This window comes from Acinetobacter sp. CAU_H_78 (assembly GCF_058599365.1).
In genome coordinates this window covers 1019691-1044613 of record NZ_CM178652.1, presented here as the reverse complement: position 1 = coordinate 1044613, position 24923 = coordinate 1019691, and the positions used below count along the sequence as shown (strand labels likewise).

The following is a 24923-nucleotide window of genomic DNA, read 5'->3' as shown; positions in this document are numbered from 1 at the left end:
CTATGGCATTAATCGTTCAAAAATATGGCGGTACCTCAATGGGTACTCCCGAGCGCATTCTCAATGTTGCTCGTCGTGTGAAGCGCTGGCATGACCACGGCCACAAGGTAGTGGTTGTTGTATCAGCAATGAGTGGCGAAACCAATCGTCTGCTTGCTCTCGCGAAGGCCATTACCGAAACCCCTGACCCACGTGAACTTGACCAAATGGTTTCTACGGGTGAACAGGTAACGATTTCCATGCTCGCAATGGCGTTGAATTCGATCGGTGTTGAAGCTAAATCTTTGACTGGTCGCCAGGTTGGTATTAAAACCGACAGCTCATTTACCAAAGCCCGTATTGAATCAATTGATACTGATGTATTAACTGAAAATCTGGATGCAGGTCGTGTAATTGTGGTTGCTGGTTTCCAAGGCTTTGATGCTGATGGCAATACAACAACGCTTGGCCGTGGTGGTTCTGATACTTCAGGTGTTGCACTTGCTGCCGCCCTGAAAGCCGATGAATGCCAGATTTACACAGACGTAGATGGCGTATATACGACTGACCCTCGTGTTGCACCAAAAGCGAAAAAAGTAGACCGTATCTCTTTCGAAGAAATGCTGGAAATGGCATCTTTAGGTTCTAAAGTCCTGCAAATTCGTTCAGTAGAATTTGCTGGTAAGTACCAAGTACCTCTACGCGTACTCTCAAGCTTCGATAATGACAATGATGGCGCATTTGACGAAGACTTTAAAAACAACGTCGGAACTCTTATTACTACTGAACTGGAAGACAACATGGAACAGCCAATTATCTCTGGTATCGCGTTCAACCGCGACGAAGCTAAACTGACTATTCTGGGTGTTCCAGATGAGCCAGGTATTGCATCTAAAATTCTTAAACCAATTGGTAATGCCAATATCGAAGTGGATATGATTATCCAGAACGTTGAAGAAGATGGTACAACTGATTTCACGTTTACTGTAAACCGCGGTGAACTCGCTAAAGCTAAAAAAATCCTTGAAGAAACCGCTCAAGCGATTGGCGCACGTGAAGTTGCAACTCGTGATGACATCGTAAAAGTGTCGATCGTAGGTGTAGGTATGCGTTCTCACGCTGGTGTAGCGAGCAAAATGTTCACTGCCCTTGCTGATGAAGGCATCAATATCCTGATGATCTCTACTTCTGAAATCAAGATTTCAGTAATTATCGAAGAGAATTATCTTGAGCTTGCAGTTCGCTCACTTCACACTGCGTTCGGTTTAGACCGTGAATATGGTGAATCTAGCACACGCGCTTAAGAGAACTACAAAATACCGTCATTGTCTGACAGTATTTCATTAAATCTCTACAAAAATGCAGGGCCACTATAGTTTTTTTTATAGTGGCTCTGTTATATTAAGCCTAAGGATTTTCAACAGTCTGGATAGTTAACCTCTTCATTTCATGGACAGGACTTTCTATTCAGACATTAATTATATAATTTTAGGTTGTGTTTTTTTATTACATTCAATAGATTGCAGGTTTTGCATTTTGCAAGGAGAGAAACATGCTGATTTTGACTCGACGCGTCGGGGAAACTTTAATGATCGGAGACCAAGTCAGCGTGACTGTACTTGGCGTAAAAGGCAACCAGGTTCGTATTGGGGTAAATGCTCCGAAAGAAGTCTCTGTACACCGTGAAGAGATTTACCAGCGTATCCAGCATGAACGTGCAATGCATGAACATCTTCAGCATATTGACCAGGATTATCAGCCTTCTTCTTATGAAGATGACAACCAGACACAAAATAACTTTAACCGTTAATTTTGTATGGCTATAAAAGCGGCTTTTAAGCCGCTTTTAATTTGTCTAATTTTCAACTGCATAGCAAAATAATCAGACTTTATCCCGCCTGCTGCTGATCAAGCAACGCTGCCAGCACTTTTTTCACCGGTCCAAAACTGCGACGGTGCTCATCAATCACCCCGTGTAAGGCAATCGCTTCAAAATGTGCTTTGGTCGGATACCCCTTATGCTTGGCAAAGCCAAATTGTGGATACTTCTGATCCATCTCTACCATCTGGCGATCACGGGTCACTTTTGCCAGAATACTGGCTGCCGAAATCTCAGGATGCAAGGCATCCCCGCCTACGACTGCATCACAGCTCATCGCAAGGCCCTGAGGAATCTTGTTGCCATCGACCAGCACATGTTCCGGCTGAATGCTTAATGCTTCTACAGCGCGGCGCATTGCCAGCAAAGAGGCCTGCAAAATATTATGCTCGTCGATTTCTGCCGCAGAAGCTTCAGCAATGGCCCAAGCCAGTGCTTTTTCCTGAATCTCAATAAAAAGTTTTTCGCGCTTCTTCTCGCTTAGCTTCTTGGAATCATTTAAGCCCTCAATCGGGTTATTCGGATCCAATATCACAGCCGCAGCGACCACCGATCCTACTAATGGCCCACGCCCTGCTTCATCTACACCAGCAATGTTCATTTTATTTCCCATAAAAAATAGGCTGAACCAGTCAGCCTATTCAAATTTGATTTTGACTTAGTTTACAGCTTCAGCCACACAAGCGTTAATAGTATTTGCAACAACATTGCCTACAATAGTCGCACGTGCTGTCGGATCAATTGCTGCAGTTGCCAAATCCACCGCAGTCACATTCTGTGGTGCTTTTTCACTCACACAACCACAGATTTCAGACTGGATATTCTGTTTTTGTGTTTCTGTCATTAAACGTGTTGCAGTTTGCCAAGCCGGAATATTATTCAGTTCAGTGACACATTTTGCATTGATGGCAATTTTAATGGCTGCAGAACCGAGCTGCTGACCTGTACTTGCTTGAGTGGTTGTACCCGTACCTTGTGGTGCTACGCAGGCAGAAAGAACAAGTGCTAATGGAGCAACAACAGCCAATAATTTTTTCACGGATTTTATCCTTTTTTCAGCTTTTAAAATATGCGGCTATTGTGCCGAATTTTATCGCAATAAGAAATCTAAAAATGAGTCATGATGTCTAATCTGCACGCAGCCAGACTCATAGCCATCACAGGAAAGAAGACTCACTACTAATCTAAAGGTAAAGTCTGGATAAGCCAGCACCCAAAAATCCTTAATTGATAAACTCACCCATACAGCCTTTTAAGCTATTGGCAATTGCTTTGCGGGTTAGCTCCTTTTTGGTTTCTTCATCAACAGTTGCTTTTAACAGAGTTTTGGCCGGCACACCTTCCAAGGCATGTTCACCCACACAGCCACATACTTTTTGCTGTAAATGCTGTTTATTGGCTTCAGCCATGAAATAAGTCCCCATTTTCCAGACTTTGGAATCTTTCAGCTCTTGGCCACACTGATATTCAATCACAGGTTTCAGGGCTTTCTGAGTCATTGAGGTATCTGCACAAGCAGGATTGATTAAGCTAACAGCCAGAACAGGCCACAGGAATTTTAATTTCATCTTCGGTTCATATATCAGATTAAATAAAAAGGCAGAGCGAACTCTACCCTCTTTGGGCTAACAAATTTACTGGAATGATATTTTAAACAAGTGCCTGAATCAGGCTGATCCATTTCTGTTTTTCAGCATTAGAAATAAATGAAGCCTCAAAAGAATTGATTGCCAGCTGTTTAAGTTCTTCATTGCTTAGATCCAAAGCTTCAGCAATGGCAATGAAATTGTCATTCATATAACCACCGAAATAGGATGGATCATCCGAATTCACTGTGACATGCACACCCTGCTGCAACAGGCGACGGATATTATGCTGCTGCATATCATCCACAACACACAGTTTCAGGTTTGATAAAGGACAAACAGTAAGTGGCATCTTCTCTGCAATCAAACGCTGCATCAATTCTGGATCTTCCTCAGAACGTACGCCATGATCAATACGGTTGACTTTTAATAAATCCAAAGCTTCCCAGACATATTCTGCCGGACCTTCTTCACCCGCATGTGCAACCACCAGAAAACCGGCTTCACGTGCTTTGGCGAAAACACGTTCAAACTTAGACGGTGGATGCCCGACTTCACTTGAATCCAGCCCTACTCCAATGATTTGTTCTTTATAAGGCAGTGCTTGCTCTAATGTCTCAAATGCTGCTTCTTCACTTAAATGACGTAAGAAACACATGATCAGATGTGAAGTAATGCCTAATTTAGCTTTCGCATCATCACAGGCTTTCCGCAAGCCATTAATCACGGTTTCAAAGGCAATGCCGCGATCGGTATGCGTTTGCGGATCAAAGAACATTTCAGTATGCACGACATTATCATCTGCGCATTTTTCAAAATACGCCCAAGCCAGATCATAAAAGTCCTGTTCATGAATCAGAACATTGGCACCCGCGTAGTAGATATCCAGGAAAGATTGCAGATTATGGAAATTATAAGCCTGCTTCACTTCCTCAACCGATTTATAAGGAATGCTAATTTCATTACGCTGTGCAATCGCAAACATTAACTCAGGTTCAAAGGTACCTTCGATATGCACATGCAGCTCAGCCTTTGGCAAGGCCTGAATCAATTCAAGACGGTTCATCGCTACTCCTGATTAAACCTGAGAAAAATAAAAAAGGGTGCAAACTGAGTTTACACCCTTTTGATATTCGACAAAAATTAGCCGCCAAACATCCAGAACTTCAATGCCCACAGTACTGCGATGATCCACACCATGTATGGCACAGTTTTCGCTTTACCTGTCAGCAGTTTAATCAGCGCATAGCTGATAAAACCCATTGCGATACCATCTGCAATTGAGTACGTAAATGGCATGAATACAATGGTCAGGAATGCTGGAACCGCTTCAGTAATATCATCCCATTCAATATGGACAATACCCTGAATCATCAATACACCGACAAATAGCAATGCAGGTGCAGTAGCAAAACCCGGTACAGATTGAGCCAATGGAGCCAGGAATAAGCAGGCAATGAATAGTAAGCCCACCACAACTGCAGTCAGACCAGTACGACCACCTGCTGCAACACCCGCTGATGATTCAATATAAGGTGTAGTTGAAGAAGTACCCAAAGCAGCACCTGCAACAATCGCAGAAGAATCGGCAAATAATGCTTTTTTCAGACGCGGCAATTTACCATCTTTTAACAGACCTGCACGATGTGAAACACCTACCAACGTACCAGTAGAGTCAAACAGATCGACCAGGAAGAATACGAAGATCACACCGATCAGGCTGGCTGTAAACAGACCTTGAAAGTCCATTTGCAGGAAGGTTGGTGCCAGAGAAGGAATTTGACCCACTACACCCTGGAACTGGTTATAACCTAAAGCAGTAGAAATTGCAGTGATTACCAGAATACTGATAATAATCGCACCACGTACTTTGAAGTGATGCATTACTACCACTAACAGGAAGCCAAGTAGCGCAAGCATAACTGTTGGCTGTTTCAAATCACCCAGACCCACCAAGGTCGCTTGATTATCAACAATAATGCCAGCATTTTTAAGTGCAACTAGGGCCAGGAACAGGCCAATACCACCACCAATTGCCAGTTTGAGTGACATTGGAATGGCATTGACAATCGCCTCACGTATTTTGAACATACTGATGGCAATGAAGACCAGACCAGATACAAATACTGCACCTAATGCAGTTTGCCAAGGCACACCCATTCCCAGACAGACTGAGTAAGTAAAGAAGGCATTCAGCCCCATACCCGGTGCAAGTGCAATTGGATAATTGGCAATAAGCCCCATTACCAAGCAGCCAATTGCGGCTGCAAGACAGGTGGCTACAAAGACAGCCCCATGATCCATCCCGGTTTCGGATAAAATCATCGGATTAACAATAATGATGTAACACATTGTCAGGAACGTGGTTACACCTGCCAGAACTTCTGTACGGAAACTGGTTTTGTTTTCACTCAGTTTGAACAGACGTTCCAGCATATTTTCTGAAGATGGATTAGGAGTCGTCATGACCTAGCCCCTATTGAGTAAACTTTATGCTTTAAGCATGCCGCCGGATTCATGAAACTTTATAGAAAACTTCATGAATTTTAAGGATCTGTTAGCAACGAATATGCCAGCTTCGCCATTTAGCGGGTCAAAATGTTTCAATAGCGAACAGTAAGAAAACTGCGCTAGAAAAACTCAAAAAACAATCTAAACAAAAAAGCTGCATAACCCCTATGCAGCTTTTTTCATCATTAGAATCAAATACTTAATTTAAGTAAATTTGATCTAACTTTATCTTTTGCAAATTATAACACATTGATTTCTGATTGCTTCTTAGAATTTATATTTTATTAAAAATTAATATAAGTCAGTTTTATTATTATTAAATTTTCTTTTATTTATTATGATTTTATTTTTATTTTTTTACCTGATTCCTTAATCAAAACGCTTAGTTCAAATCTATTAAGGTCGGGGCCGATTTGCATTCAGCAATTTAGTTGAATGTTGTACTTCTCTCAGAATCTGATGAAGCTCCTCATGTTTTTTTGTTTCGGCCTGTTGGTGAACACAATAACCGAGTAAACCCACCATCAGCACAAAAATAGGAATTGTATAAATTTTCATTTTTGTAGTTGAGTTATGTAACAGCATTAAAGTTATGCTAACAAATTAACAATAAAATTGTGACATAGTCTACAAATAACCCGATAAAATGCAGTTTTTTCAATTATTTAGAGTTTTTATATTCTTCATTTTTTTATACTTCTTATTCAATTAATCATAATTTTTTGAGCCATATTTTTTTATTTTTAGTCATTTTTTGAATATTAAAAGAAATTAATTGATTGATTCTATTTTTTATTTTTTTAGAAATTTGTCTTTACTATATAAATTTATCGAGTGAAAAATATCTTTTAAAGCTCCCTATAGCTTTCATTATTTTATTTAGCTTTTCTTCTAAAAAATTTATCCATTTCCTGTTAAAAATTCTTCTAAATAAATGATATTTTGGAAGTTCCTTCCCTTTTTTTTAATTTTTATTCAATTCAATATTGCTAAACTTAAATTCACCCAAGACTTTTAAGAAAATTTCTTCATTCAGCCTTGGGTAAATCTTTTACCTTAAGCAGCTAGCTGCTCATCACGTTTAAATACCAACTCACCTTTTAATGAACTTTCAGCATCAAAATAATACCCATCGGTATTAAAGGCTTTTAAGTCTTCAGTTCGTTTGATCTGGTTTTCAATGATAAAGCGCGCCATTAAACCACGAGCTTTCTTGGCATAGAAGCTGATGACTTTATATTTGCCATTTTTCTGATCTAAAAATACCGGCTTGATGATTTCAGCCTGAATTTTGCTTTCTTTCACTGCCTTGTAATATTCATCAGAGGCAATATTGACCAGAATTTCAGACTCTGCTGCTGCCAGGTCATGATTGATCAGGTCAGTAATGGTATGTCCCCAGAACTCGTAGAGATGAGCACCACGTGGGTTAGTCAATTTGGTTCCCATTTCCAGACGGTAAGGCATCATCAGATCCAGCGGACGCAATAAGCCATATAGGCCGGATAACATACGCAGATGGTTCTGTGCGTAATGAATCTGATCCTGCTTTAACTGGTAAGCATCCAGACCGGTATAAACGTCCCCTTTAAAGGCAAAGATTGCCTGACGAGCATTGGAAAAATCAAAATCTGGCTGCCAGTCTCTAAAGCGTTCCGCATTCAGATTGGCAATTTTTTCACTGACGCTCATTAAGCTGGCAATTTCAGTTGCTGATAACTTGCGGGCAACTTCTATCAATTCCTGGGAATGTTCAAGCAATCTTGCCTGAGTAAATTGATCGGTAGGTAAAGGTGTTTCGTAATCTAGAGTCTTGGCTGGAGAAATTAAAGCAAGCATAGCAACCTGGTTAAAAAATGATTAATCAAACTATATCAGTAGACTTATTTTAATTCCAATTCATGTTTTTATTTATCATAATCGTTAAAATAGAAAATTCTCCTGCAATTTATCGGTTTTCTATGTCCGAACCAATCTTCCTCCAAGGCCCTGCTGGCCAACTTGAGGTTTTTGTGGATTATCCTCAGGGTGAAGTGAAAGGATTCGCGATTGTTTGTCATCCCCATCCATTACAAGGTGGCACACCACAACATAAGGTTCCGGTGTTACTGGCACAAATGTTTTTAGAGCGTGGTTGTGTTGTCTATCGTCCAAGTTTCCGTGGTTCTGGTCAAAGTGCCGGTCTGCATGATGAAGGCTTTGGTGAAACAGATGATATACTTGAAGTCATTAAATATGCGCGTCACCAGCATATTGGCCTGCCTTTCTTTGCAGGCGGTTTCAGTTTTGGTGCACATGTCATGGCCAAGTGTTACGCCGCCCTGCCAGTTGAACTGCAACCTTCAAAAGTGATTTTGTGTGGTTTACCGACTGCGACCGTAGCTGGCCTACGTCACTATGTTACCCCACCGATCAAAGGTGATATTTTATTTATCCATGGTGAAGCGGATGATGTCACACTTTTATCTGACATGATTGAATGGGCCAAGCCTCAACGTCATCTGGTCACGATCTTGCCCGGTGCAAACCATTTCTTTACTGGTTATTTAAAGCAGCTCCGGATTGCGATGAGCCGTTTCCTCGCATTAAGCTGATCAAGAAAAACCTCATCATTTGATGAGGTTTTTTATTCAGTCATTAAATCTTTAGCGTGTATTTCATAAATTACAGCCCGATATTTAGGCTTATCTAGGTGGCTGGTAATTTTTCCACCCAAGCGCTCTGCAATTTTCCGGCTAGACCAGTTTTCTTCTGCTACCGGATAGCTCAAAACCTTGATCCCTAATGTATTGAAAGCATAGGCCACAATACAACGCACCGCCTCATGTCCATAATGATGACCATGCGCCGTTTCACGAATCCAGATACCCACTTCAGGTATTTCATCATGCAGTCGATGCAAACCGCATAATCCGATAAATTCATGTCTTTCAATATGACGGATCACAAAGATATATTCTTTATGATCAGCCATATTGTTTAGCCAGTTTTGCCAGACTGTTACAAATACCTGCTCAGATTCCGGTGTCTTCCATGCCATAAAACGGGTCAGACTCGGGATAATCGAGGCATAAGCTTCCGCAGCATCGGATGGCTTAAAATAATCTAAAACAAGACGTTCGCTTTGCAGTATGGGCGAAAGTCTTTGAATCGGTTGAATTAGTTTTTCCACTCGAACTCACTAAAACTTTCTTGTTCTTTCAGCGATGCTTCAACGGCTTGTGCCAACTGATTTAATAAACTTTGTTCTGTAATCCGATCCAGCCAGTCCTGTTCTTCATCCGGGTAAGAGGCGATTTCACAAATCAGGTGCCCTTCCTGGTCTCGTGTCTCACAGCTCACTGATAATGGTAACTCGTGTTCATCGACACTTATGGCCACTTGTGCGCCACTTTGCGCCAAGGTTTTAAAGCCATATTTACCGAGCTCTTCCGTCAGCAGATGCGCCACATATTCCTGAGTCTGCTGACTGCCCTGTAATTGTTCCTGGCTCTGAGGGTTGGCCATAAATTTTAATTTTCGCATTGCTACATCCAAATGGCTTTTTTGTTGTATGGTTTTAGCATAAGCCAATATAAACAAAACAGCCAAGCAAAAGCTTGGCTGTTTCATGTAAATTTTAGAATTATTCTGTCACTTCAATCGCCAGACCCGCTTGAGCACTCAATTCAGTGAAGGTTGGGAAGCTGGTTGCGACGGTTTCAGTCCCAACAATCTTGATTTCACTTGAGTTACGCAGACCTGCAATCGAGAAGCTCATTGCGATACGATGGTCATGATGCGATTCAATTTCACCACCTGTGAAGATTGGTGACCAGTCACCTGCCTTACCCTTACCTTCGATAATGATGCCATCATCAGTTGGCGTACAGTCAATGCCCATGGTTTTCAGACCATCTGCCATCACTTGAATACGATCCGATTCTTTGACACGCAGTTCAGCAGCACCTGTCAGGATGGTTTGACCTTCAGCACAAGCTGCCGCTATAAACAATGCTGGGAATTCATCAATTGCTAGTGGCACTTGGTCTTCCGGTATATGAATGCCTTTTAAGGTACGTGTACCACGGATCCGGATATCCGCAATCGGTTCACCGCCCGCAATACGTTCATTTTCAACTGTAATGTCAGCGCCCATCTGTTTCAGGATTTCGATGACACCAGTACGAGTCGGGTTAATCCCCACAGCTTCCAAAGTCACATCTGAATTTTCAGTGATCGCCGCACCGACCATAAAGAAGGCTGCAGATGAAATATCAGAAGGCACCTGAATGTTAGTACCTACCAGTTTGCCACCACCTTGCAGGGAAATACGGTTAGCTTCAGTTTTTACGTCATAACCAAAAGCACGCAACATACGTTCAGTATGGTCACGGGTTGGTTCAGGTTCAGTCACTGAAGTTTCACCTTCTGCCCAAAGACCCGCCAGTAGAATGCCTGATTTCACCTGAGCAGATGCCATTGGCAAGTCGTATTGAATACCTTTCAGGTTTTGATTACCGGTAATCGATACTGGTGGTGTACCACGTTCACCCGTAGTTTGAATCTGTGCACCCATTAAACGTAATGGTTTAGCAATACGCTCCATTGGACGCTTAGACAGTGAAGCATCACCGGTCATCACCGAGTCAAATTTCTGTGCAGACAGCATGCCAGACAGCAAACGCATTGAAGTACCTGAATTACCCATATACAGTGCAGACTGTGGTGCTTTCAGACCATGCATACCCACACCATGAATGGTCACTTCACCATTTTTAGGGCCTTCAATGCTTACGCCCATATCACGGAAGGCTTGTAAAGTTGCAAGCGCATCTTCACCCTCAAGGAACCCGGTCACATGCGTTGTGCCTTCCGCGATGGCGCCAAACATGATGGAACGGTGTGACACAGATTTGTCACCTGGCACGGTAAATTTGCCCTGGAATTTCTTGGCACCCGGCTGAATGGTAAATTGTTGTGTCACGTTATTTTTCTCCATGAAAGGTTTCTTGGCGAGCATATGGTTGAAATGCTGGCGAGCTGCCTGTGCATGTCCCAATAAGCCCATCAATGCTTGTGAATCTTCATTTTCGATCAGCTTGCGGATAATCGCTAGCTGGGCCTCAAAACCATCCACGGCGTTGAGAATTGCTTTTTTATTGGCAAAAAAGATGTCATGCCACATTTGTGGATCACTGGCAGCGATACGCGAGAAGTCGCGGAAGCCACCGGCAGCATAACGAAATATATCCAGATTGTCTTCGCGCTTGGCCAGTTGTTCGACCAGGTTGAAGGCCATCAGATGCGGAAGATGACTGGTATGGGCTAGCACTTCATCGTGCTTTTCCACATCCATACAGATCACTTCCGCTTTTGCTGCTTGCCACAGTTGAATCAGTTTATCGACGGCCCACGCTGCACTGGTCGGTAACGGCGTCAATATCACCTTATGATTGGCAAATAGATCGACCTTGCCTGCATGTACACCGGTATGCTCGGCACCAGCAATCGGATGCCCCGGAACAAAACCGGCTGGCAGATTTTCACCAAACACAGCTTTGGCTGCTTCTACCACATTGCCTTTGGTACTGCCAACATCGGTCAGAATGACATTTTCCGTCAGATAAGGCTTGATGGTTTCCAGCACTTTCTGGGTGGCACGAACAGGTAATGCCAGCACGATCAAGTCTGCCCCCTTAACAGCTTCTACAGGATCTGCATAGCTGTCGGAAATCAGACCCAGTGCCTTGGCATCTTCCAAGGTTTTTTGAGAGCGGGTCGATGCCACGATGTCATTGGCTAAATGCTCGGCTTGAATGACACGCGCCAGACTTGAACCAATCAGTCCAAGTCCGATAAAGGCAACTTTTTCAAACAGTGGCTGCGACATAACTTAAGCTTTCGCCTCTAAGCCAAGTACTTTGCCTAATGCAGCTAGGAATTTGGCATTTTCAGCTTCAGTACCAATTGATACGCGCAAGTGGTTTAGAATACCCACTGGACGTACAATCACACCTTCTTTCAGTAACTTGTTAAATGTTTCTACTGGATCAGCTTGCACATCCACCAAGATAAAATTCGCGCGCGAAGGCACATAGTTCAGGCCTAAAGCTTTGAAGCCAACTTCAAGCTGTGCCATACCTGCTTTATTTACTTGACGAGATTTCTCGATGAATGCTTCATCTTTCAGTGCAGCGACCGCCGCAACCATCGCTAAATGGTTCACGTTGAATGGCTGACGGATACGGTTTAAGAAGTCAGTCACTTCAACAGATGCCAGGGCAAAACCTACACGAAGCGCTGCCAGACCATAGCACTTAGACAGCGTACGGCTGACAATCAGATTTGGATACTGTTTCAGGAATTTCAGGCTATTGAAGTTCTCTGGGAAATATTCCACATAAGCTTCATCCAGTACCACAATCACGTTTGCAGGCACTTTCTGCATGAACGCTTCAAATTCGGCTTCTTCGAACCAGGTCCCTGTCGGGTTGTTCGGGTTTGCAATAAAGATCAGCTTGGTGTTGTCTTTTACCGCAGCTGCCATCGCTTCAAGGTCATGCGAGAAACCTTTTGCTGGGACTTCAATTGCTTCTGCATTAATCGCTTGAGTGACCAATGCATATACCGCAAATGCGTGCTGGCTATAAATCACTGAATCTTTTTCAGAAACAAATGCACGGGCAAATATTTCAAGTAAGTCGTTTGAACCATTACCCAAAGTAATCTGGTTATGATCAAAACCGAATTGTGTCTTGATCTGATCTTTCAGGATAAAGCCACCGCCATCAGGATAACGGCCAATTTCCGCCAGTTCCGCAGCCACTGCTTCTTTGACTTTATCTGAACAGCCTAGCGGGTTTTCATTTGAAGCCAGTTTCACGATATCAGTGATGCCCAACTCACGCTCAAGTTCACTGATCGGTTTACCTGGTTGATATGGCTTTAATTTAGAGATGCCTTCATTGGCTGGGACAAACGACATTTTATACTTCCGATTTACAGATGAAATAGTGGCTAGCACCCTCGCACTAACCACGAAAGGCTGCTTTTATAAAACAGCTGCAGGATATGAACCAAGCACGCGGACTTCTTTCACAAGCGGACGAATTTCTTCAATCGCAGCTTTAACATTTTCCTGCTCAATATGACCTTCAAGATCGATAAAGAATACATAAGCCCATTTTTCAGGAAGTGCAGGTCGAGTTTCAATACTGGTTAGACTAATGTTGTGCTTGGCAAATGGAGCCAGAATTTCCAGCAATGCACCGGCACGGTCATGTGCAGACACCAGTAATGAAGTTTTATCATTACCGCTTTGTGGCACTTTTTCACGGCCAATCACCAGGAAGCGTGTCGTGTTCTCTGGGTTGTCTTCAATATTGCTGTGCATAATCTCAAGATTATAAATATTCGCAGCAATTTCAGAAGCGATCGCAGCAGAATGCCATTCATTCTGAATACGGCGTGCCGCTTCAGCATTTGAACTGAGTGCCACACGTTCTACACCTGGATAATGAGCATCCAGCCATTTACGGCATTGAGCCAGAGTCTGCTGGTGTGCGTAGATCTGCTTAATACTGTCTTTACGGGTATTTTCAGAGATCAGGAACTGGTGATGAATAGGTAATTCCACTTCGCCAATCACATTCAGATGCGAAGTCTTGAAACAATCTAAAGTATGGTTCACTACACCTTCAGAGGAGTTTTCAACCGGCACCAGACCATAATGCGCACTGCCCGCTTCTACTTCACGGAATACTTCATCAATGGTGGGTAATGGACGAACCACAGCATCATGACCAAAATGTTTCAACACTGCTGAATGTGTATAAGTACCAACAGGTCCCAAAAACGCAATACTTTGCGGTGCTTCAAGCGCCAAACAAGCTGACATGATCTCGCGGAACAGACGTGCCATCGTCGTATCTGACAATGGTCCTTCATTGCGCTCCATAACATTGCGCAAAACCTGTGCTTCACGTTCCGGACGGTAAAACAGCGGATTTTCTTCAGATGCGAATTTCGCTTTTGCTACAGCCTCAGCCAAACGTGCACGACGGTTAATCAATTGCTGGATTTGTTGATCAACTGAATCGATATCTTCACGAATTTTAGCCAAATCTAAAGAAGCCGTTGTGTTTTGATCGTCGTTGATCATCGTGATGTCGCCCTTCATAAACCTTATCTGTGCAGTATAACAATAGTGTGCCGTAAATGTTACACAATATAACTTTAGTAGATTAATTCTTAAAAACAGGGAGTTGATTTTAACCGTTCATCGCTTTAGTCATATCTGGTAACATTTCTTTCAGCATTTTCGCATGTTTTACATTATCAAATTGTAAACTTTGCCCGCTCATCTTAACTGATTTTTATCAAGATGAAATATCACTATTTCTTAATCTACATAACGATTTTAAGCATAAGAAAATAAAAATAAAGCCATCTCGATACCTCTAGTTTGACCACTTAAAATCTGAGTGACAGTTCACAATAAAATGCACATAGAAAACTGTTTTTTTAGTCATTTTCCTTTGATTTAATTGGATTTTTTACACTAAATCACTATTTGGTTACAAAGCAGAGACGTTTTTTAAACCTTAAATCGCTAGTCTAATTTAAAACTATATTGGGGGTGCCTATAATGCCAAAAAGAATAGCGGTACTTGTAACGAATAATTTTGAAGATCTTGAATATACTGAGCCTGTTGCGGCCTTACTCGCTGCAGAGCACAGTGTCTGTAATATTGAACTGCATGCCGGAAAAGTCGTACATGGACTACATGGCCAGTCGAGTGTAACCATTGATCGGGGAATTGATCATATCAGTATTGATGATTTTGATGCCTTACTCATTCCGGGCGGTGAATCACCAGTGTCCCTCGCCAACGATACGCGAGTCTTACATTTTATCCAGGCTTTTAATGAGGCCAAAAAGACCATCTTCAGTTTTTGTGATGCATCTTTATTACTCAGTGAAGCTGATGTTTTAAAAAACCGCATCATTACCAGTATCCGCGCCCATGCACCTCGGGTACAACATGCGGGTGCGACTTATTATGATGTCGAACTGGTCAATGACAATAATCAGCTGATTTCATCTCGAGTACCCAATGATTTACCAATTTTTATTCATGAATGTCTAGATGTACTAAAATCTTAAAATATCTAGATTTCATAAATATTTTTCCATAAAAAAGAGTCCATTTAGGACTCTTTTTTATCTGTTTATTTTTAACGTCCAAGCAGACCACGTGCGACAATTTCTTTCATGATTTCATTGGTACCACCATAGATCCGTTGAATGCGGGCATCGACAAAGAAACGCGAAATCGGATATTCCGTCATATAGCCATAACCACCAAAGAGTTGAAGCAGATTGTCAGCAACTTTCATCTGCATATCAGTAGAGAAACTCTTTAGCGCTGCTGCAGTTTCAACATCCAGCTTGCCTTGCATATACAACTCAACATTCTGGTTATAGAAAGCTGCTGTTGCCAGCTCATCAATCTTGGCTTGTGCCAGTACAAAACGGGTATTCTGAAACTGGCCAATCGCCTGACCAAAGGCCTGACGCTCTTTGACATATTGAGTCGTTACATCAATCGAGCCACGAATCGCCCCCAGTGCGGTTGCCGCAATAGCGGTACGTTCACGTGGCAATTCCTGCATTAGGTATACAAAGCCCTGACCTGGCTGACCCAGCAACTGATTTTTCGGTACTTTGACATTGTCGAAAAACAGTTCAGAAGTATCCTGAGAATGCAGGCCAATCTTGTCCAGGTTCTTGCCTTTTTTAAAGCCTTCCAGATGCGTATCCACCAGCATCAAAGACACACCTTTGGCGCGTGCTTGCGGATCGGTTTTCACGGCTAATACGACTAAGTCAGCATGCTGACCATTGGAGATAAAAGTTTTAGAACCATTCAACAGATAATGGTCATCCTGCAAGATGGCATTGGTTCGCATGGCTTGCAGATCAGAACCTGCACCCGGCTCAGTCATACCAATCGCACCCACTACTTCACCAGACACCATTTTCGGTAGCCAGTATTTTTTTTGTTCTTCAGTACCAATATGCAGGATATACGGCGCTGCGATATCCGAGTGACAAGACAGGCCGGTTGAAATGGCGCTATAACCTGCTCGAGCTGACTCTTCAATCAACATTAGGGAATAGTGGGTCGGAACACCATAGCCACCATATTCTTCCGGAACATCGACACACAAGAAGCCATTTTCGCCCATCGCATTCCAGACTGAACGCGGCATCATGCCTTCACGCTCCCACTCTTCATAGTAAGGCGCTACATGTTCATTCATAAAGCGTTTGAAATTGTCGCGGAAAAGTTCCAGGTCAGCATCGTAAGCCAGCATTCTTTTATCCTTATCGTGTTTATCGTTTTATTTCCTGTGCACAGGCTAACTATTTTTATAAAGGCTGTCATGTGCCTGACCTGTTTTTTCGCTAACTTCACAGTCAGATAAAAATAAAAAAGGAAGCCGAAGCTTCCTTTTTATGACCTACAAGACGAACTCAAACTTAATGAGCGTTGTTGCCTTCCTGCGCCATTTTTTCATCAATTTCAGCCGGATTTGCTAATGCATAGTTCAGCTTGTCCATGTCTAACTGACCGACCCATTTTGCTACAACCAGAGTCGCCAAAGAGTTCCCGACCAGATTGGTCAAGGCACGGGCTTCAGACATGAAGCGGTCAATACCGAGAATCAAGGCCAGACCTGCAACCGGAATATTACCTACAGCCGCCAAAGTTGCTGCCATCACGATAAAGCCTGAGCCAGTTACACCTGCTGCACCTTTAGAAGAAATAAGCAATACAAGAAGTAAAGTAATCTGGTGGGACAAATCAAGTTGCGTATTGGTTGCCTGTGCAATAAAGATTGCCGCCATTGTCAGATAAATAGAAGTACCATCCAGGTTAAATGAATAACCTGTTGGAATGACCAGACCCACCACTGACTTTTCAGCACCTGCAAGCTCGAGTTTTTTCAGCATACGTGGCAATACAGATTCAGATGATGAAGTACCGAGTACAATCAGTAACTCTTCACGAATCAGGCGAATCATCTTGACAATGCTAAAGCCGGTAAAGCGAGCAATTGAACCTAGCACAATAAAGATGAACAGCAAACAGGTGATATAGAAGCAGATGATCAACTGAGCCAATTGTGCCAGAGAACCGATCCCATATTTACCGATCGTGAAAGCCATCGCACCAAATGCACCAATAGGTGCAAGTTTCATAATCATGTTCACGATGTTAAAGAACACATGTGAAATCTGATCTACCAGTTTGAGGACTGGCTTACCTTGTGCACCCAGTTTGTGTAATGCAAAACCGAACAGGATCGCAAATAAAAGGACTTGCAGGATTTCGCCTTCGGCAAATGCTCCGACTACCGTATTTGGAATGATATTCATAAAGAAATCAACGGTAGACTGAGAAGCACCCGACTCTACATATTTAGAAATCCCGGCCGTGTCCAGCGATGCCGGATCAACATTCATCCCAACGCCTGGCTTGGCAATATTAATTACCAGAAGACCAATGATCAGCGCCATCGTTGACACGATTTCGAAGTAAAGTAGAGCGACACCACCAGTTTTACCAACTGATTTCATACTCTCCATGCCTGCGATCCCGCTAACCACGGTACAGAAAATCACAGGTGCGATGATCATTTTAATTAAACGGATAAATGCATCACCCAGCGGCTTCAGTTGTTCGCCCAGACCTGGAACATATTGTTCTGCACCATTAATGATTTGTGTACCACTTGGCGAGAAATGTCCGACGAGGATACCCGCAATAATGGCTACAATCACTTGAAAATAAAGCGACTTATAAATTGGTTTTTTAGCCATAACCTTACTTCACGATATACTTCTAACCAGAAGCAATATTCAGTTTTCACTTATTTTTAAAAAACAAGCGTCCAATACTTCATTGTCTGAAACAAAAAAGTGCCTATGTATCAAAAAATTAATCTGATACTGAAATTAGAATGTGTATGTACATTTAACAATCACAGGAACACCGATCTTTAAGAAAAGTCAGTGCATTGATCAGGAGATAAAGCAAACACAAGAATTGCGTGAAATTTTAACCGCTTTTTAGACTTTTGTTTAACCCGAAATGTTAAATTTGCCTAAATACTAAACAATACCTCTTAGACTATAGTCTTATAAAACTATAATAATTCTGCAAAATAAGAAGGTGAAATACCAATATCAGCGTAAAATATGCCAATACTTGATGAACATGATTGATCTATGCCCATGACCACAAAGCGAAATATTTATAAAGATGCCGAACATCCTTTTGCCCAGTTTATTCGTATTATTGGCAAGGGAAAAAATGGTGCACGTTCTTTAAGCTATGAAGAAGCCTATCAGGCTTTTAGCATGATCCTGAAAAATGAAGTACTGGACGTACAACTGGGCGCTTTTCTGATGCTATTACGTGTCAAGGAAGAATCTGTTGATGAACTCGCAGGCTTTGTGCAGGCGACCCGTGACCAACTGAATTTTAAGGCGCTTGATGTTGATCTAGACTGGTCTTCTTATGCAGGTAAACGCAAACATTATCCTTGGTTCATTCTGGCTGCGCTTACCCTTGCTAAGCATGGCTATAATATCGTGATGCATGGTGCTTCAGGTCATACCTTGAATCGGGTCTATACAGAACAGGTACTTAACTACTTAGGCTATCCGATCTGCCAAAATGATGTTGAGGTGGAACAGCAGCTTAAAGACAAACATTTTGCTTACCTGCCATTGGAGGTGATCTCTCCAATTCTGGCTGAGTTGATCGGGCTACGTAATGTCATGGGCTTACGCTCTCCGATTCATACGCTGGCACGCCTGATTAATCCATTTAATGCCAAAGCAACTTTACAGGCTATTTTCCACCCTGCTTATCGTAGTTCACATCAGCAGTCCGCTTATAAATTAGGTTATCAAAATAGTGCAGTCATTAAAGGTGAAGGTGGTGAGTTCGAACGTAACCCGGATGCCAAAACTTTAATCTGTGGAATTAAGAATGGCGAACTTTATGAGCACGAATTACCAAAACTGACTGACAATCGTAGTCCGATTGAAGAAGAGCTGGATCTAGCTGTGTTTAAGCAAGTATGGGAAGGTCAACGCTCACATGAATATGGTGAGATCGCAGTTGTCGAAACTATGGGCATTGCACTGTATACCATGGGCGAATGTGACAGCTATGAAGTAGCGATGCAAAAAGCCAGAGAGCTCTGGAATAGCCGCCTTTCAGTTTGATCAAGCCAAAAAACAGACATTAAAAAAGACCACATCTGTGGTCTTTTTTTCGGTTTCGATTAAACGAAACGGATTGGCTTGAATTCCGGCTCATTTTTATGATGATCATCATCACATTGTTCGCCTTCTTCTTTAGTGCCACGATCGATATAACCGCTACGTTCGGTTTCTGGCAGGTTTTTCATTTCCCAGGCATAGACAGCCTGCATACAGGTCTGACGCTGCTCCTGAGTCAGCGCTACACCATTCGGCCATTTGCCAATTTCAATGGCTGTTCTTAAGCGTTCTACAATCTCAGGATTGAGTACGGCAAGCATTTGTTCAATATTCATATTTAATCCTGCTTAAGATAGTCGAAGTCCTGATTCCAGCCCAGTTTGGTTCGACATGCATTATAGAAGTCATAACCTGGCGGATGCAGAAGATTCAGTTTAAAGGGATGCTTACGAATATGGACGCTATCGCCAACATTCAAAGACACACTGTGTTGTCCATCCGCACTCACCATCGGCAGTACGCGATTTTCACGAATCATCAGTTTAATTTCACTATGCCCTCCGACCACAATCGGACGTGAAGACAAGGTATGCGGATGCATCGGCACCAGCACAATTGCATCCATACTTGGATGCACAATCGGTCCACCACCGGACAGTGCATAGGCTGTCGAACCGGTCGGTGTAGACACAATCAAGCCATCACTATGCTGGCGATAGACATATTGTCCATCAATATTCAGCTCGAAATCAATCATGTGTACAGATTTGCCCGAGTGCAAGACCACATCATTCAGGGCAATCGCATCATAGATGATTTCACCTTTGGAGCGAACTTCCATTTCCAGCAGGAAACGGCGTTCTGCCTGAAAATCACCTTTTAATACCTGATCCAGTTTAAAGATGACTTCAGTTGGCTTGATATCGGTCAGGAAGCCCAAACGACCACGGTTCACCCCGATCACTGGCGTATTGTATTTTACCAATGCCCGCGCTGCATGTAACAGTGAACCATCCCCACCTACCACAATCACCAGATCAACCACTTCGCCCAACAAGGCACGGCTAACTGTTTGGGTATTCTGATAAGGAACCAGTTCAGCTGTATCTGCATCAAAAACAGGATGTAGACCTAAATTGAGCAGATGATCGTGGATCAGGCATAAGGTTTCAACCACTGAAGATTTATCCGGGCGTCCAATCAACCCGATATTTCGAAATGTCTTGTGGGAAATTTGCACCAGTGTCGTCGCTCCGCTTCGAATCCTGCTTATCATAACATTAAGCTGGAATAGGATGACAATTTATAACATGACAAAGCTGTGCAGGATTGAATTGAAATAGATTGAAATTAAGGAGAAAATGTGAAGTTTGATTTTAATTTTAATCTCAATAATTGATTAAATATTGCAAAATAATGAAAAGCTTCGCATGATTAGCACAATTTCACAGGGTCTTATCGTCATTTATGAAATCTGAACGAGGTATGGGGTTCATTGCCTTAATCTTCTCCATTCTAGTCATTTCTGCATTTGTAGCATTTAGTATTTATTTGATTAAATTAGATAATATTGTGCGTGAAAAATTTGAAGGTCAACGCTGGGATATTCCGGCCAAGGTTTTCGCACGCCCGATGGAAGTGTATGTAAATGCCCCTGTCAGCCAGCAGGATTTCCAACAAGAATTAAAATTACTGGGTTATAAAGGTTCAGACAGCTATACCAAATCGGGCAGCTTTGTCAGCACTGGCAATACCATGTATGTGCATACCCGTGGCTTTGATTTTGGCGATCGCGTTGAACCTGAACAGGTATTGAAAGTTAGCTTTGATGGCGATCAGATTGCTGAAGTAAGTACGACCAAGCCCTCTTCTAGCGGGATCGCCCGTCTGGAACCTTTATTGATTGGCGGTATTTACCCGCAGCATAATGAAGACCGTGTGCTGATTAAGCTCAATAAAGTGCCTAAACCGTTAATTGACGCTTTAATTGCTACCGAAGACCGTAATTTCTACAATCACCATGGCGTATCTCCACGCGGGATTGCACGTGCAGTGGTGAGCAATATTACTGGTGGTAAGCGTCAAGGTGGTTCAACCCTCACCCAGCAGCTGGTCAAGAATTTCTACTTAACACCAGAACGCACCTTAAAACGTAAGGTGAATGAAGCGTTTATGGCGATGCTGATTGAATTGCATTATGGCAAAGATGAGATTCTGGAAGCCTATTTAAATGAAGTGAATCTGGGTCAGAACGGTAACTATTCCGTAAATGGTTATGGTCTGGCTTCACAATTTTATTTTGGCTTGCCACTACGTGAACTGAATATTTCCCAACAGGCCTTTTTAGTCGGTCTGGTCCAAGGTCCAAGCCTGTATAACCCATGGCGCAATCCTGAACTTGCGAAAAAACGTCGTGATGTGGTTCTGAATAATATGCTGGTAATGGGTAATCTGACTCAAGATCAGTATGAAACAGAAACTGCCCGCCCGCTGAACGTGATTTCCAAGCCAACTTTAGGCCCTGCCCGCTTCCCGGATTTTCTGGACATCGTTCGCCGTCAGTTGCGTACCGAATATCAGGAAACTGATTTAACCAATCAGGGTCTGCGTATTTTCACCACCTTAGATCCATTGGCACAAACCCGAATTCAGGACAGCTTTAAGGAAAGCGTAGCCCGTTTAAGTAAAGGCAATCCAGGTCGTCTAAAAGATTTGCAAGGTGCTGTTCTGGTCGCACACCCTGAAAATGGCGAACTGGTTGCAGCGGTAGGTTCTACTCAGGACTTTACCGGTTTTAACCGGGCTTTAGATGCCAAGCGTCAGGTGGGTTCATTACTCAAACCGGTGATTTATCTGACAGCGCTAGAATCGAATCGTTACCACTGGGCCAGTCCAATTGAAGACAGCCAGATCACCATTCAAAGTGATGGCAAACCATGGACACCGAAAAATTATAGTGGTAGCGCACATGGTGTAGTACCGATGTCTCTTGCCCTGTCACAATCCTATAACCTGTCTGCGGTGCGTTTGGCACAGGAATTTGGCCTGTCGACCTTTATCAACCATCTGCAAAAATTTGGTGTGACTTCTGACATTCCATCTTATCCATCTATTTATTTAGGTGCAGTAGATATGTCACCGATGGAAGTGATGAATATTTACGGTAACTTCGCAACAGGTGGCTTTAAATATCCGGTGAAATCGATTCGTTCTGTAGTTGATGCGAATGGCCACTCGCTTGAACGTTACAGCTTAAGTGTTCAGCCGACGATTGATCCAGCATCAGCCTATGCTCTGAATTATGGTTTACAACAGGTCATGTCGAGTGGTACTGGTCGTTCTGCTTATAACAGTTTGCCACGCAACCTGAATCTGGCGGGTAAATCGGGTACGACAAACGATACCCGTGATTCATGGTTTGCAGGTTATTCTGGCAACTATATGACAGTGGTCTGGTTAGGTCTGGATGACAACAAAGTCACTGGATTAACCGGTTCTTCAGGTGCACTTCCAGTTTGGACCAATGTCATGAAACAGCTCCGTCAGAAGCCGGTGAATCTGGCTCAGCCTAATGAAATCGAATGGCACTGGCTGGACCGTTATACAGGTAAACTGACTGCCCAAGGCTGTGATGGTGCCATGTATATTCCGATTTCACGTCATGCCCTGCCAAATCAGGCGACTGCTTGTGGCATCTCAAATTACGCCACTGAGCCTTATACGATTGATTCAGAACCTTCACCAGAAGATGAGGAAGAAGATGATCTCAGTCGTTATATACAAGAAAGTGAAACAGAAATAGAACGCGAAGTTGCTAAACAAACCCGTATTATCGCGAGTGGAAGTTATAGCCAATAATTGAGTCTATGTTTATGTTAAGAAAATTGATTCCTGGTCTGCTCATCCTCGGTCTGGTGGGCTGCCAAAGCATATCGGAGCCAGAACAGCCTGCGGCTCCGTCCAAACCTCCGGTTCAACAAAAACCAAAATCCTCTACACCTGATGGTGTAGTGATTACGCCCTATGATCGACCGGAGATTAAACGTCAGAAGATTGTGATCCCTGAGCAAAAGCCCCAGGCACAAAAGTTTGATGATGGACGTAACTTACCTGCATTTAAAAAATTGATGCAGCAAACTCAGCAAGCCTATAGCAAGCAGCAATATAATCAAGCTGAAACTTCTGCAGTACAGGCCCAGCGTTTGGCACCTCAAGCCTCAGAAACTTATTTGTATCTTGGCTTGATCGCAAACCGTAAAAATCAGCCGGCCCGTGCAGATGCTTTTGCCCTACGTGGTTTGAGCTATGCGCAGACCAATGCAATGAAAAAGCAGCTCTGGCAGGTGCGCCTAAAAGCAGCTCAACTGCAAAAAAACACCAAAGCCATTCAGCAAGCTCAGCAGGCCTTAAAGAAATTTTAAGGCCTGGGCGTGAGTCCCGTTATTTATAATAAGTTTCTGACTTAAACATAACGGATCCCTGCAATCCCATAAGCATGCTGGTTTTGAGCATACTCTAGATCTTCAACTTTCAAACCGCCTAAGGCAAATACAGGAATCTGTATCTGTTCAGCCATCTGTTTAAATTTTTCCCAGCCTAAAGCTTCGCTATCAGGATGTGTTTCTGTTGCCAGTACCGGGCTGAGTAAAGCTGCTTCACAGCCTATGTTTTCTGCATGTTTTAATGCTTCCAGATCATGACAGGCTGCAAGATAACGATAGCCACCAGCCAACTCCCCTTTTTGCAGTTGTATCAATTGAGACTGTTTCAGGTGAATGGTACGAATGGTTTGCTGCTGCAATTCATTCAGATGTAACCAAAGTTCCTGATTGATGATCAATCTGGATAACTGATCAACTGGAATCTGCTGTAACTGGCTGATGTGTTCAGGGGTAGCCATTACTCGCCAATACAGCATCTGGTCTGTTTCCAGATTATTCAGGTGACTTAAGTCTTCAGAAATTTTGATCTTTCGCGGCCATTGCAGCTTTTGAATCATGGCCTGATTGGCTTTAGGAAAATTTAGTTCACTGAGTTCATCCCGGCTATACCAGCGCCATTGCTGCTTGATTCCAGCTAATTGTTCTGGCTGAACCGAAGCATGGAAAATATGCAGATTGACGATGACATCTTCATATTCATGCGAAATAAAATCAAAAGCCTGCCATTGCTCGATGTCAATTCCGACTTCTTCAATCACTTCACGTCGACATGCCTCTATAGGCAATTCGCCCTGTTCTACTTTTCCGCCTGGAAACTCATATTTATTGCCCTGATGCTGTTTAGCTTCACGCCAGCCGACCAGCACCTGATTTTGATGAAATAAAATAGCGATTGCGACATGAATCGTGGCTTTGGACATAATGTTCTGAACCATTGAAGTTTTACAGATTGTAAGCAAATTAGAGTTTTTTATAAATGAAGCACTTATTCGTTGACAGATCCATTCGATAATGATTATCATTTAAATCAATCCAAAACACACCACGGAGTCGACGGAATGAACGCACCATTTAGCCTATTTACCCGTAATAATGATACTCAGCATGCGCTACCGATGTTGCATTCGAATAATTTATTTGCGCTTGGACGAGAAATCCGGATTATGCATGCGGGTGAAGAATACCGTCTACGTTTGACTCGTAATAACCGTCTCATTCTGACCAAGTAATTTAAATACTCC

24 protein-coding genes are annotated in these 24923 nt (G+C 42.8%); 8 read left to right on the top strand and 16 right to left on the bottom strand.

Annotation, left to right across the window (positions count from 1 at the left end; translation table 11 throughout):
* Positions 1–2: 2 nt before the first annotated feature.
* Positions 3–1283 carry an aspartate kinase gene (locus AC4MCD_RS05155; protein WP_419365509.1) on the top strand — a complete coding sequence of 427 codons (1281 nt, stop codon included), beginning with the start codon at positions 3–5 and terminating at the stop codon, positions 1281–1283.
* Between the two features lie 248 nt (positions 1284–1531).
* Positions 1532–1789, top strand: coding sequence for a carbon storage regulator CsrA (csrA, locus tag AC4MCD_RS05150; protein ID WP_004784202.1), 258 nt, complete (start codon positions 1532–1534; stop codon positions 1787–1789).
* Positions 1790–1868: 79 nt separating this feature from the next.
* Here the strand turns inward: csrA and rnhB are convergent, their stop codons facing one another.
* The 6 genes from rnhB to yaaA all read right to left on the bottom strand — a co-directional run bounded on the left by rnhB (position 1869) and on the right by yaaA (position 7794).
* The gene (gene rnhB / locus AC4MCD_RS05145; RefSeq protein WP_004784204.1) at positions 1869–2459 is read right to left on the bottom strand and encodes a ribonuclease HII; all 591 of its coding nucleotides are present in this window, start codon (positions 2457–2459) and stop codon (positions 1869–1871) included.
* A gap of 57 nt (positions 2460–2516) precedes the next feature.
* On the bottom strand, positions 2517–2897 hold the full coding sequence (locus tag AC4MCD_RS05140) for a hypothetical protein (RefSeq protein WP_208462779.1): 381 nt from the start codon (positions 2895–2897) through the stop codon (positions 2517–2519).
* A gap of 184 nt (positions 2898–3081) precedes the next feature.
* Entirely contained in the window at positions 3082–3426 is a 345-nt protein-coding gene (locus tag AC4MCD_RS05135) for a hypothetical protein (protein WP_180011669.1), read from the bottom strand.
* Between the two features lie 82 nt (positions 3427–3508).
* Complete coding sequence (locus tag AC4MCD_RS05130) at positions 3509–4510, bottom strand: adenosine deaminase (RefSeq protein ID WP_491876694.1); 1002 nt, start codon at positions 4508–4510, stop codon at positions 3509–3511.
* A 77-nt stretch (positions 4511–4587) separates the two neighbouring features.
* The gene (locus tag AC4MCD_RS05125) at positions 4588–5910 is read right to left on the bottom strand and encodes an NCS2 family permease (protein WP_004815389.1); all 1323 of its coding nucleotides are present in this window, start codon (positions 5908–5910) and stop codon (positions 4588–4590) included.
* Positions 5911–7011: 1101 nt separating this feature from the next.
* Positions 7012–7794 (bottom strand): peroxide stress protein YaaA, encoded by a 783-nt coding sequence (gene yaaA / locus AC4MCD_RS05120; RefSeq protein ID WP_313399559.1) that lies wholly within the window; start codon positions 7792–7794, stop codon positions 7012–7014.
* 122 nt (positions 7795–7916) lie between these two features.
* On the opposite strand from yaaA, the gene AC4MCD_RS05115 reads away from it, so the two are divergent.
* Positions 7917–8549, top strand: a complete 633-nt coding sequence (locus AC4MCD_RS05115) for an alpha/beta hydrolase (RefSeq protein ID WP_419374649.1) — start codon at positions 7917–7919, stop codon at positions 8547–8549.
* A 32-nt stretch (positions 8550–8581) separates the two neighbouring features.
* Here the strand turns inward: AC4MCD_RS05115 and AC4MCD_RS05110 are convergent, their stop codons facing one another.
* The 5 genes from AC4MCD_RS05110 to pheA form a co-directional block, all read right to left on the bottom strand.
* A complete protein-coding gene (locus tag AC4MCD_RS05110; protein WP_491876693.1) occupies positions 8582–9127 on the bottom strand; it encodes a GNAT family N-acetyltransferase in 546 nt (181 codons plus the stop codon).
* On the bottom strand, positions 9115–9480 hold the full coding sequence (locus AC4MCD_RS05105; protein WP_419374651.1) for a hypothetical protein: 366 nt from the start codon (positions 9478–9480) through the stop codon (positions 9115–9117). Before AC4MCD_RS05105 ends, AC4MCD_RS05110 begins: the two co-directional genes overlap by 13 nt.
* 100 nt (positions 9481–9580) lie before the next feature.
* The gene (locus AC4MCD_RS05100) at positions 9581–11827 is read right to left on the bottom strand and encodes a bifunctional prephenate dehydrogenase/3-phosphoshikimate 1-carboxyvinyltransferase (RefSeq protein ID WP_491876692.1); all 2247 of its coding nucleotides are present in this window, start codon (positions 11825–11827) and stop codon (positions 9581–9583) included.
* 3 nt (positions 11828–11830) lie between these two features.
* Entirely contained in the window at positions 11831–12922 is a 1092-nt protein-coding gene (gene hisC / locus AC4MCD_RS05095) for a histidinol-phosphate transaminase (protein ID WP_491876691.1), read from the bottom strand.
* 66 nt (positions 12923–12988) lie between these two features.
* Complete coding sequence (gene pheA / locus AC4MCD_RS05090) at positions 12989–14098, bottom strand: prephenate dehydratase (protein ID WP_034170724.1); 1110 nt, start codon at positions 14096–14098, stop codon at positions 12989–12991.
* A gap of 486 nt (positions 14099–14584) precedes the next feature.
* Between pheA and AC4MCD_RS05085 the strand changes: the two genes are divergently transcribed.
* Positions 14585–15103, top strand: a complete 519-nt coding sequence (locus AC4MCD_RS05085) for a DJ-1/PfpI family protein (RefSeq protein WP_180179014.1) — start codon at positions 14585–14587, stop codon at positions 15101–15103.
* A 71-nt stretch (positions 15104–15174) separates the two neighbouring features.
* Here the strand turns inward: AC4MCD_RS05085 and AC4MCD_RS05080 are convergent, their stop codons facing one another.
* Both AC4MCD_RS05080 and AC4MCD_RS05075 read right to left on the bottom strand, forming a co-directional pair.
* Positions 15175–16317, bottom strand: coding sequence for an acyl-CoA dehydrogenase family protein (locus AC4MCD_RS05080; protein ID WP_491876690.1), 1143 nt, complete (start codon positions 16315–16317; stop codon positions 15175–15177).
* A 166-nt stretch (positions 16318–16483) separates the two neighbouring features.
* Positions 16484–17827 (bottom strand): dicarboxylate/amino acid:cation symporter, encoded by a 1344-nt coding sequence (locus AC4MCD_RS05075; RefSeq protein ID WP_005236469.1) that lies wholly within the window; start codon positions 17825–17827, stop codon positions 16484–16486.
* A gap of 414 nt (positions 17828–18241) precedes the next feature.
* On the opposite strand from AC4MCD_RS05075, the gene AC4MCD_RS05070 reads away from it, so the two are divergent.
* The gene (locus AC4MCD_RS05070; RefSeq protein WP_491876689.1) at positions 18242–19243 is read left to right on the top strand and encodes a glycosyl transferase family protein; all 1002 of its coding nucleotides are present in this window, start codon (positions 18242–18244) and stop codon (positions 19241–19243) included.
* Positions 19244–19302: 59 nt separating this feature from the next.
* Here AC4MCD_RS05070 and AC4MCD_RS05065 read toward each other — a convergent pair whose 3' ends face one another.
* Entirely contained in the window at positions 19303–19575 is a 273-nt protein-coding gene (locus AC4MCD_RS05065; RefSeq protein WP_004784238.1) for a YeaC family protein, read from the bottom strand.
* A gap of 2 nt (positions 19576–19577) precedes the next feature.
* Complete coding sequence (locus tag AC4MCD_RS05060) at positions 19578–20516, bottom strand: NAD(+) kinase (RefSeq protein WP_125279078.1); 939 nt, start codon at positions 20514–20516, stop codon at positions 19578–19580.
* Between the two features lie 191 nt (positions 20517–20707).
* Between AC4MCD_RS05060 and mrcB the strand changes: the two genes are divergently transcribed.
* Together mrcB and AC4MCD_RS05050 are read left to right on the top strand one after the other, a co-directional pair.
* Positions 20708–23098 (top strand): penicillin-binding protein 1B, encoded by a 2391-nt coding sequence (gene mrcB / locus AC4MCD_RS05055; RefSeq protein WP_491876688.1) that lies wholly within the window; start codon positions 20708–20710, stop codon positions 23096–23098.
* Positions 23099–23112: 14 nt separating this feature from the next.
* Positions 23113–23661, top strand: a complete 549-nt coding sequence (locus AC4MCD_RS05050; RefSeq protein WP_419374656.1) for a tetratricopeptide repeat protein — start codon at positions 23113–23115, stop codon at positions 23659–23661.
* 41 nt (positions 23662–23702) lie between these two features.
* Here the strand turns inward: AC4MCD_RS05050 and AC4MCD_RS05045 are convergent, their stop codons facing one another.
* Positions 23703–24602, bottom strand: coding sequence for an NUDIX domain-containing protein (locus AC4MCD_RS05045; RefSeq protein ID WP_491876687.1), 900 nt, complete (start codon positions 24600–24602; stop codon positions 23703–23705).
* A gap of 138 nt (positions 24603–24740) precedes the next feature.
* On the opposite strand from AC4MCD_RS05045, the gene hemP reads away from it, so the two are divergent.
* Complete coding sequence (gene hemP / locus AC4MCD_RS05040) at positions 24741–24911, top strand: hemin uptake protein HemP (RefSeq protein ID WP_004784247.1); 171 nt, start codon at positions 24741–24743, stop codon at positions 24909–24911.
* Positions 24912–24923 lie beyond the last annotated feature (12 nt).

Bases quoted from the DNA above. Each gene is read 5' to 3' on its own strand.
- AC4MCD_RS05155 (WP_419365509.1), top strand. From the start codon at position 3: ATGGCATTAATCGTTCAAAAATATGGCGGTACCTCAATGGGTACTCCC.
- csrA (WP_004784202.1), top strand. From the start codon at position 1,532: ATGCTGATTTTGACTCGACGCGTCGGGGAAACTTTAATGATCGGAGAC.
- rnhB (WP_004784204.1), bottom strand. From the start codon at position 2,459: ATGAACATTGCTGGTGTAGATGAAGCAGGGCGTGGGCCATTAGTAGGA.
- AC4MCD_RS05135 (WP_180011669.1), bottom strand. From the start codon at position 3,426: ATGAAATTAAAATTCCTGTGGCCTGTTCTGGCTGTTAGCTTAATCAAT.
- AC4MCD_RS05130 (WP_491876694.1), bottom strand. From the start codon at position 4,510: ATGAACCGTCTTGAATTGATTCAGGCCTTGCCAAAGGCTGAGCTGCAT.
- AC4MCD_RS05125 (WP_004815389.1), bottom strand. From the start codon at position 5,910: ATGACGACTCCTAATCCATCTTCAGAAAATATGCTGGAACGTCTGTTC.
- yaaA (WP_313399559.1), bottom strand. From the start codon at position 7,794: ATGCTTGCTTTAATTTCTCCAGCCAAGACTCTAGATTACGAAACACCT.
- AC4MCD_RS05115 (WP_419374649.1), top strand. From the start codon at position 7,917: ATGTCCGAACCAATCTTCCTCCAAGGCCCTGCTGGCCAACTTGAGGTT.
- AC4MCD_RS05105 (WP_419374651.1), bottom strand. From the start codon at position 9,480: ATGCGAAAATTAAAATTTATGGCCAACCCTCAGAGCCAGGAACAATTA.
- AC4MCD_RS05100 (WP_491876692.1), bottom strand. From the start codon at position 11,827: ATGTCGCAGCCACTGTTTGAAAAAGTTGCCTTTATCGGACTTGGACTG.
- hisC (WP_491876691.1), bottom strand. From the start codon at position 12,922: ATGTCGTTTGTCCCAGCCAATGAAGGCATCTCTAAATTAAAGCCATAT.
- pheA (WP_034170724.1), bottom strand. From the start codon at position 14,098: ATGATCAACGACGATCAAAACACAACGGCTTCTTTAGATTTGGCTAAA.
- AC4MCD_RS05085 (WP_180179014.1), top strand. From the start codon at position 14,585: ATGCCAAAAAGAATAGCGGTACTTGTAACGAATAATTTTGAAGATCTT.
- AC4MCD_RS05080 (WP_491876690.1), bottom strand. From the start codon at position 16,317: ATGCTGGCTTACGATGCTGACCTGGAACTTTTCCGCGACAATTTCAAA.
- AC4MCD_RS05075 (WP_005236469.1), bottom strand. From the start codon at position 17,827: ATGGCTAAAAAACCAATTTATAAGTCGCTTTATTTTCAAGTGATTGTA.
- AC4MCD_RS05070 (WP_491876689.1), top strand. From the start codon at position 18,242: ATGACCACAAAGCGAAATATTTATAAAGATGCCGAACATCCTTTTGCC.
- AC4MCD_RS05065 (WP_004784238.1), bottom strand. From the start codon at position 19,575: ATGAATATTGAACAAATGCTTGCCGTACTCAATCCTGAGATTGTAGAA.
- AC4MCD_RS05060 (WP_125279078.1), bottom strand. From the start codon at position 20,516: ATGATAAGCAGGATTCGAAGCGGAGCGACGACACTGGTGCAAATTTCC.
- mrcB (WP_491876688.1), top strand. From the start codon at position 20,708: ATGAAATCTGAACGAGGTATGGGGTTCATTGCCTTAATCTTCTCCATT.
- AC4MCD_RS05050 (WP_419374656.1), top strand. From the start codon at position 23,113: ATGTTAAGAAAATTGATTCCTGGTCTGCTCATCCTCGGTCTGGTGGGC.
- AC4MCD_RS05045 (WP_491876687.1), bottom strand. From the start codon at position 24,602: ATGTCCAAAGCCACGATTCATGTCGCAATCGCTATTTTATTTCATCAA.
- hemP (WP_004784247.1), top strand. From the start codon at position 24,741: ATGAACGCACCATTTAGCCTATTTACCCGTAATAATGATACTCAGCAT.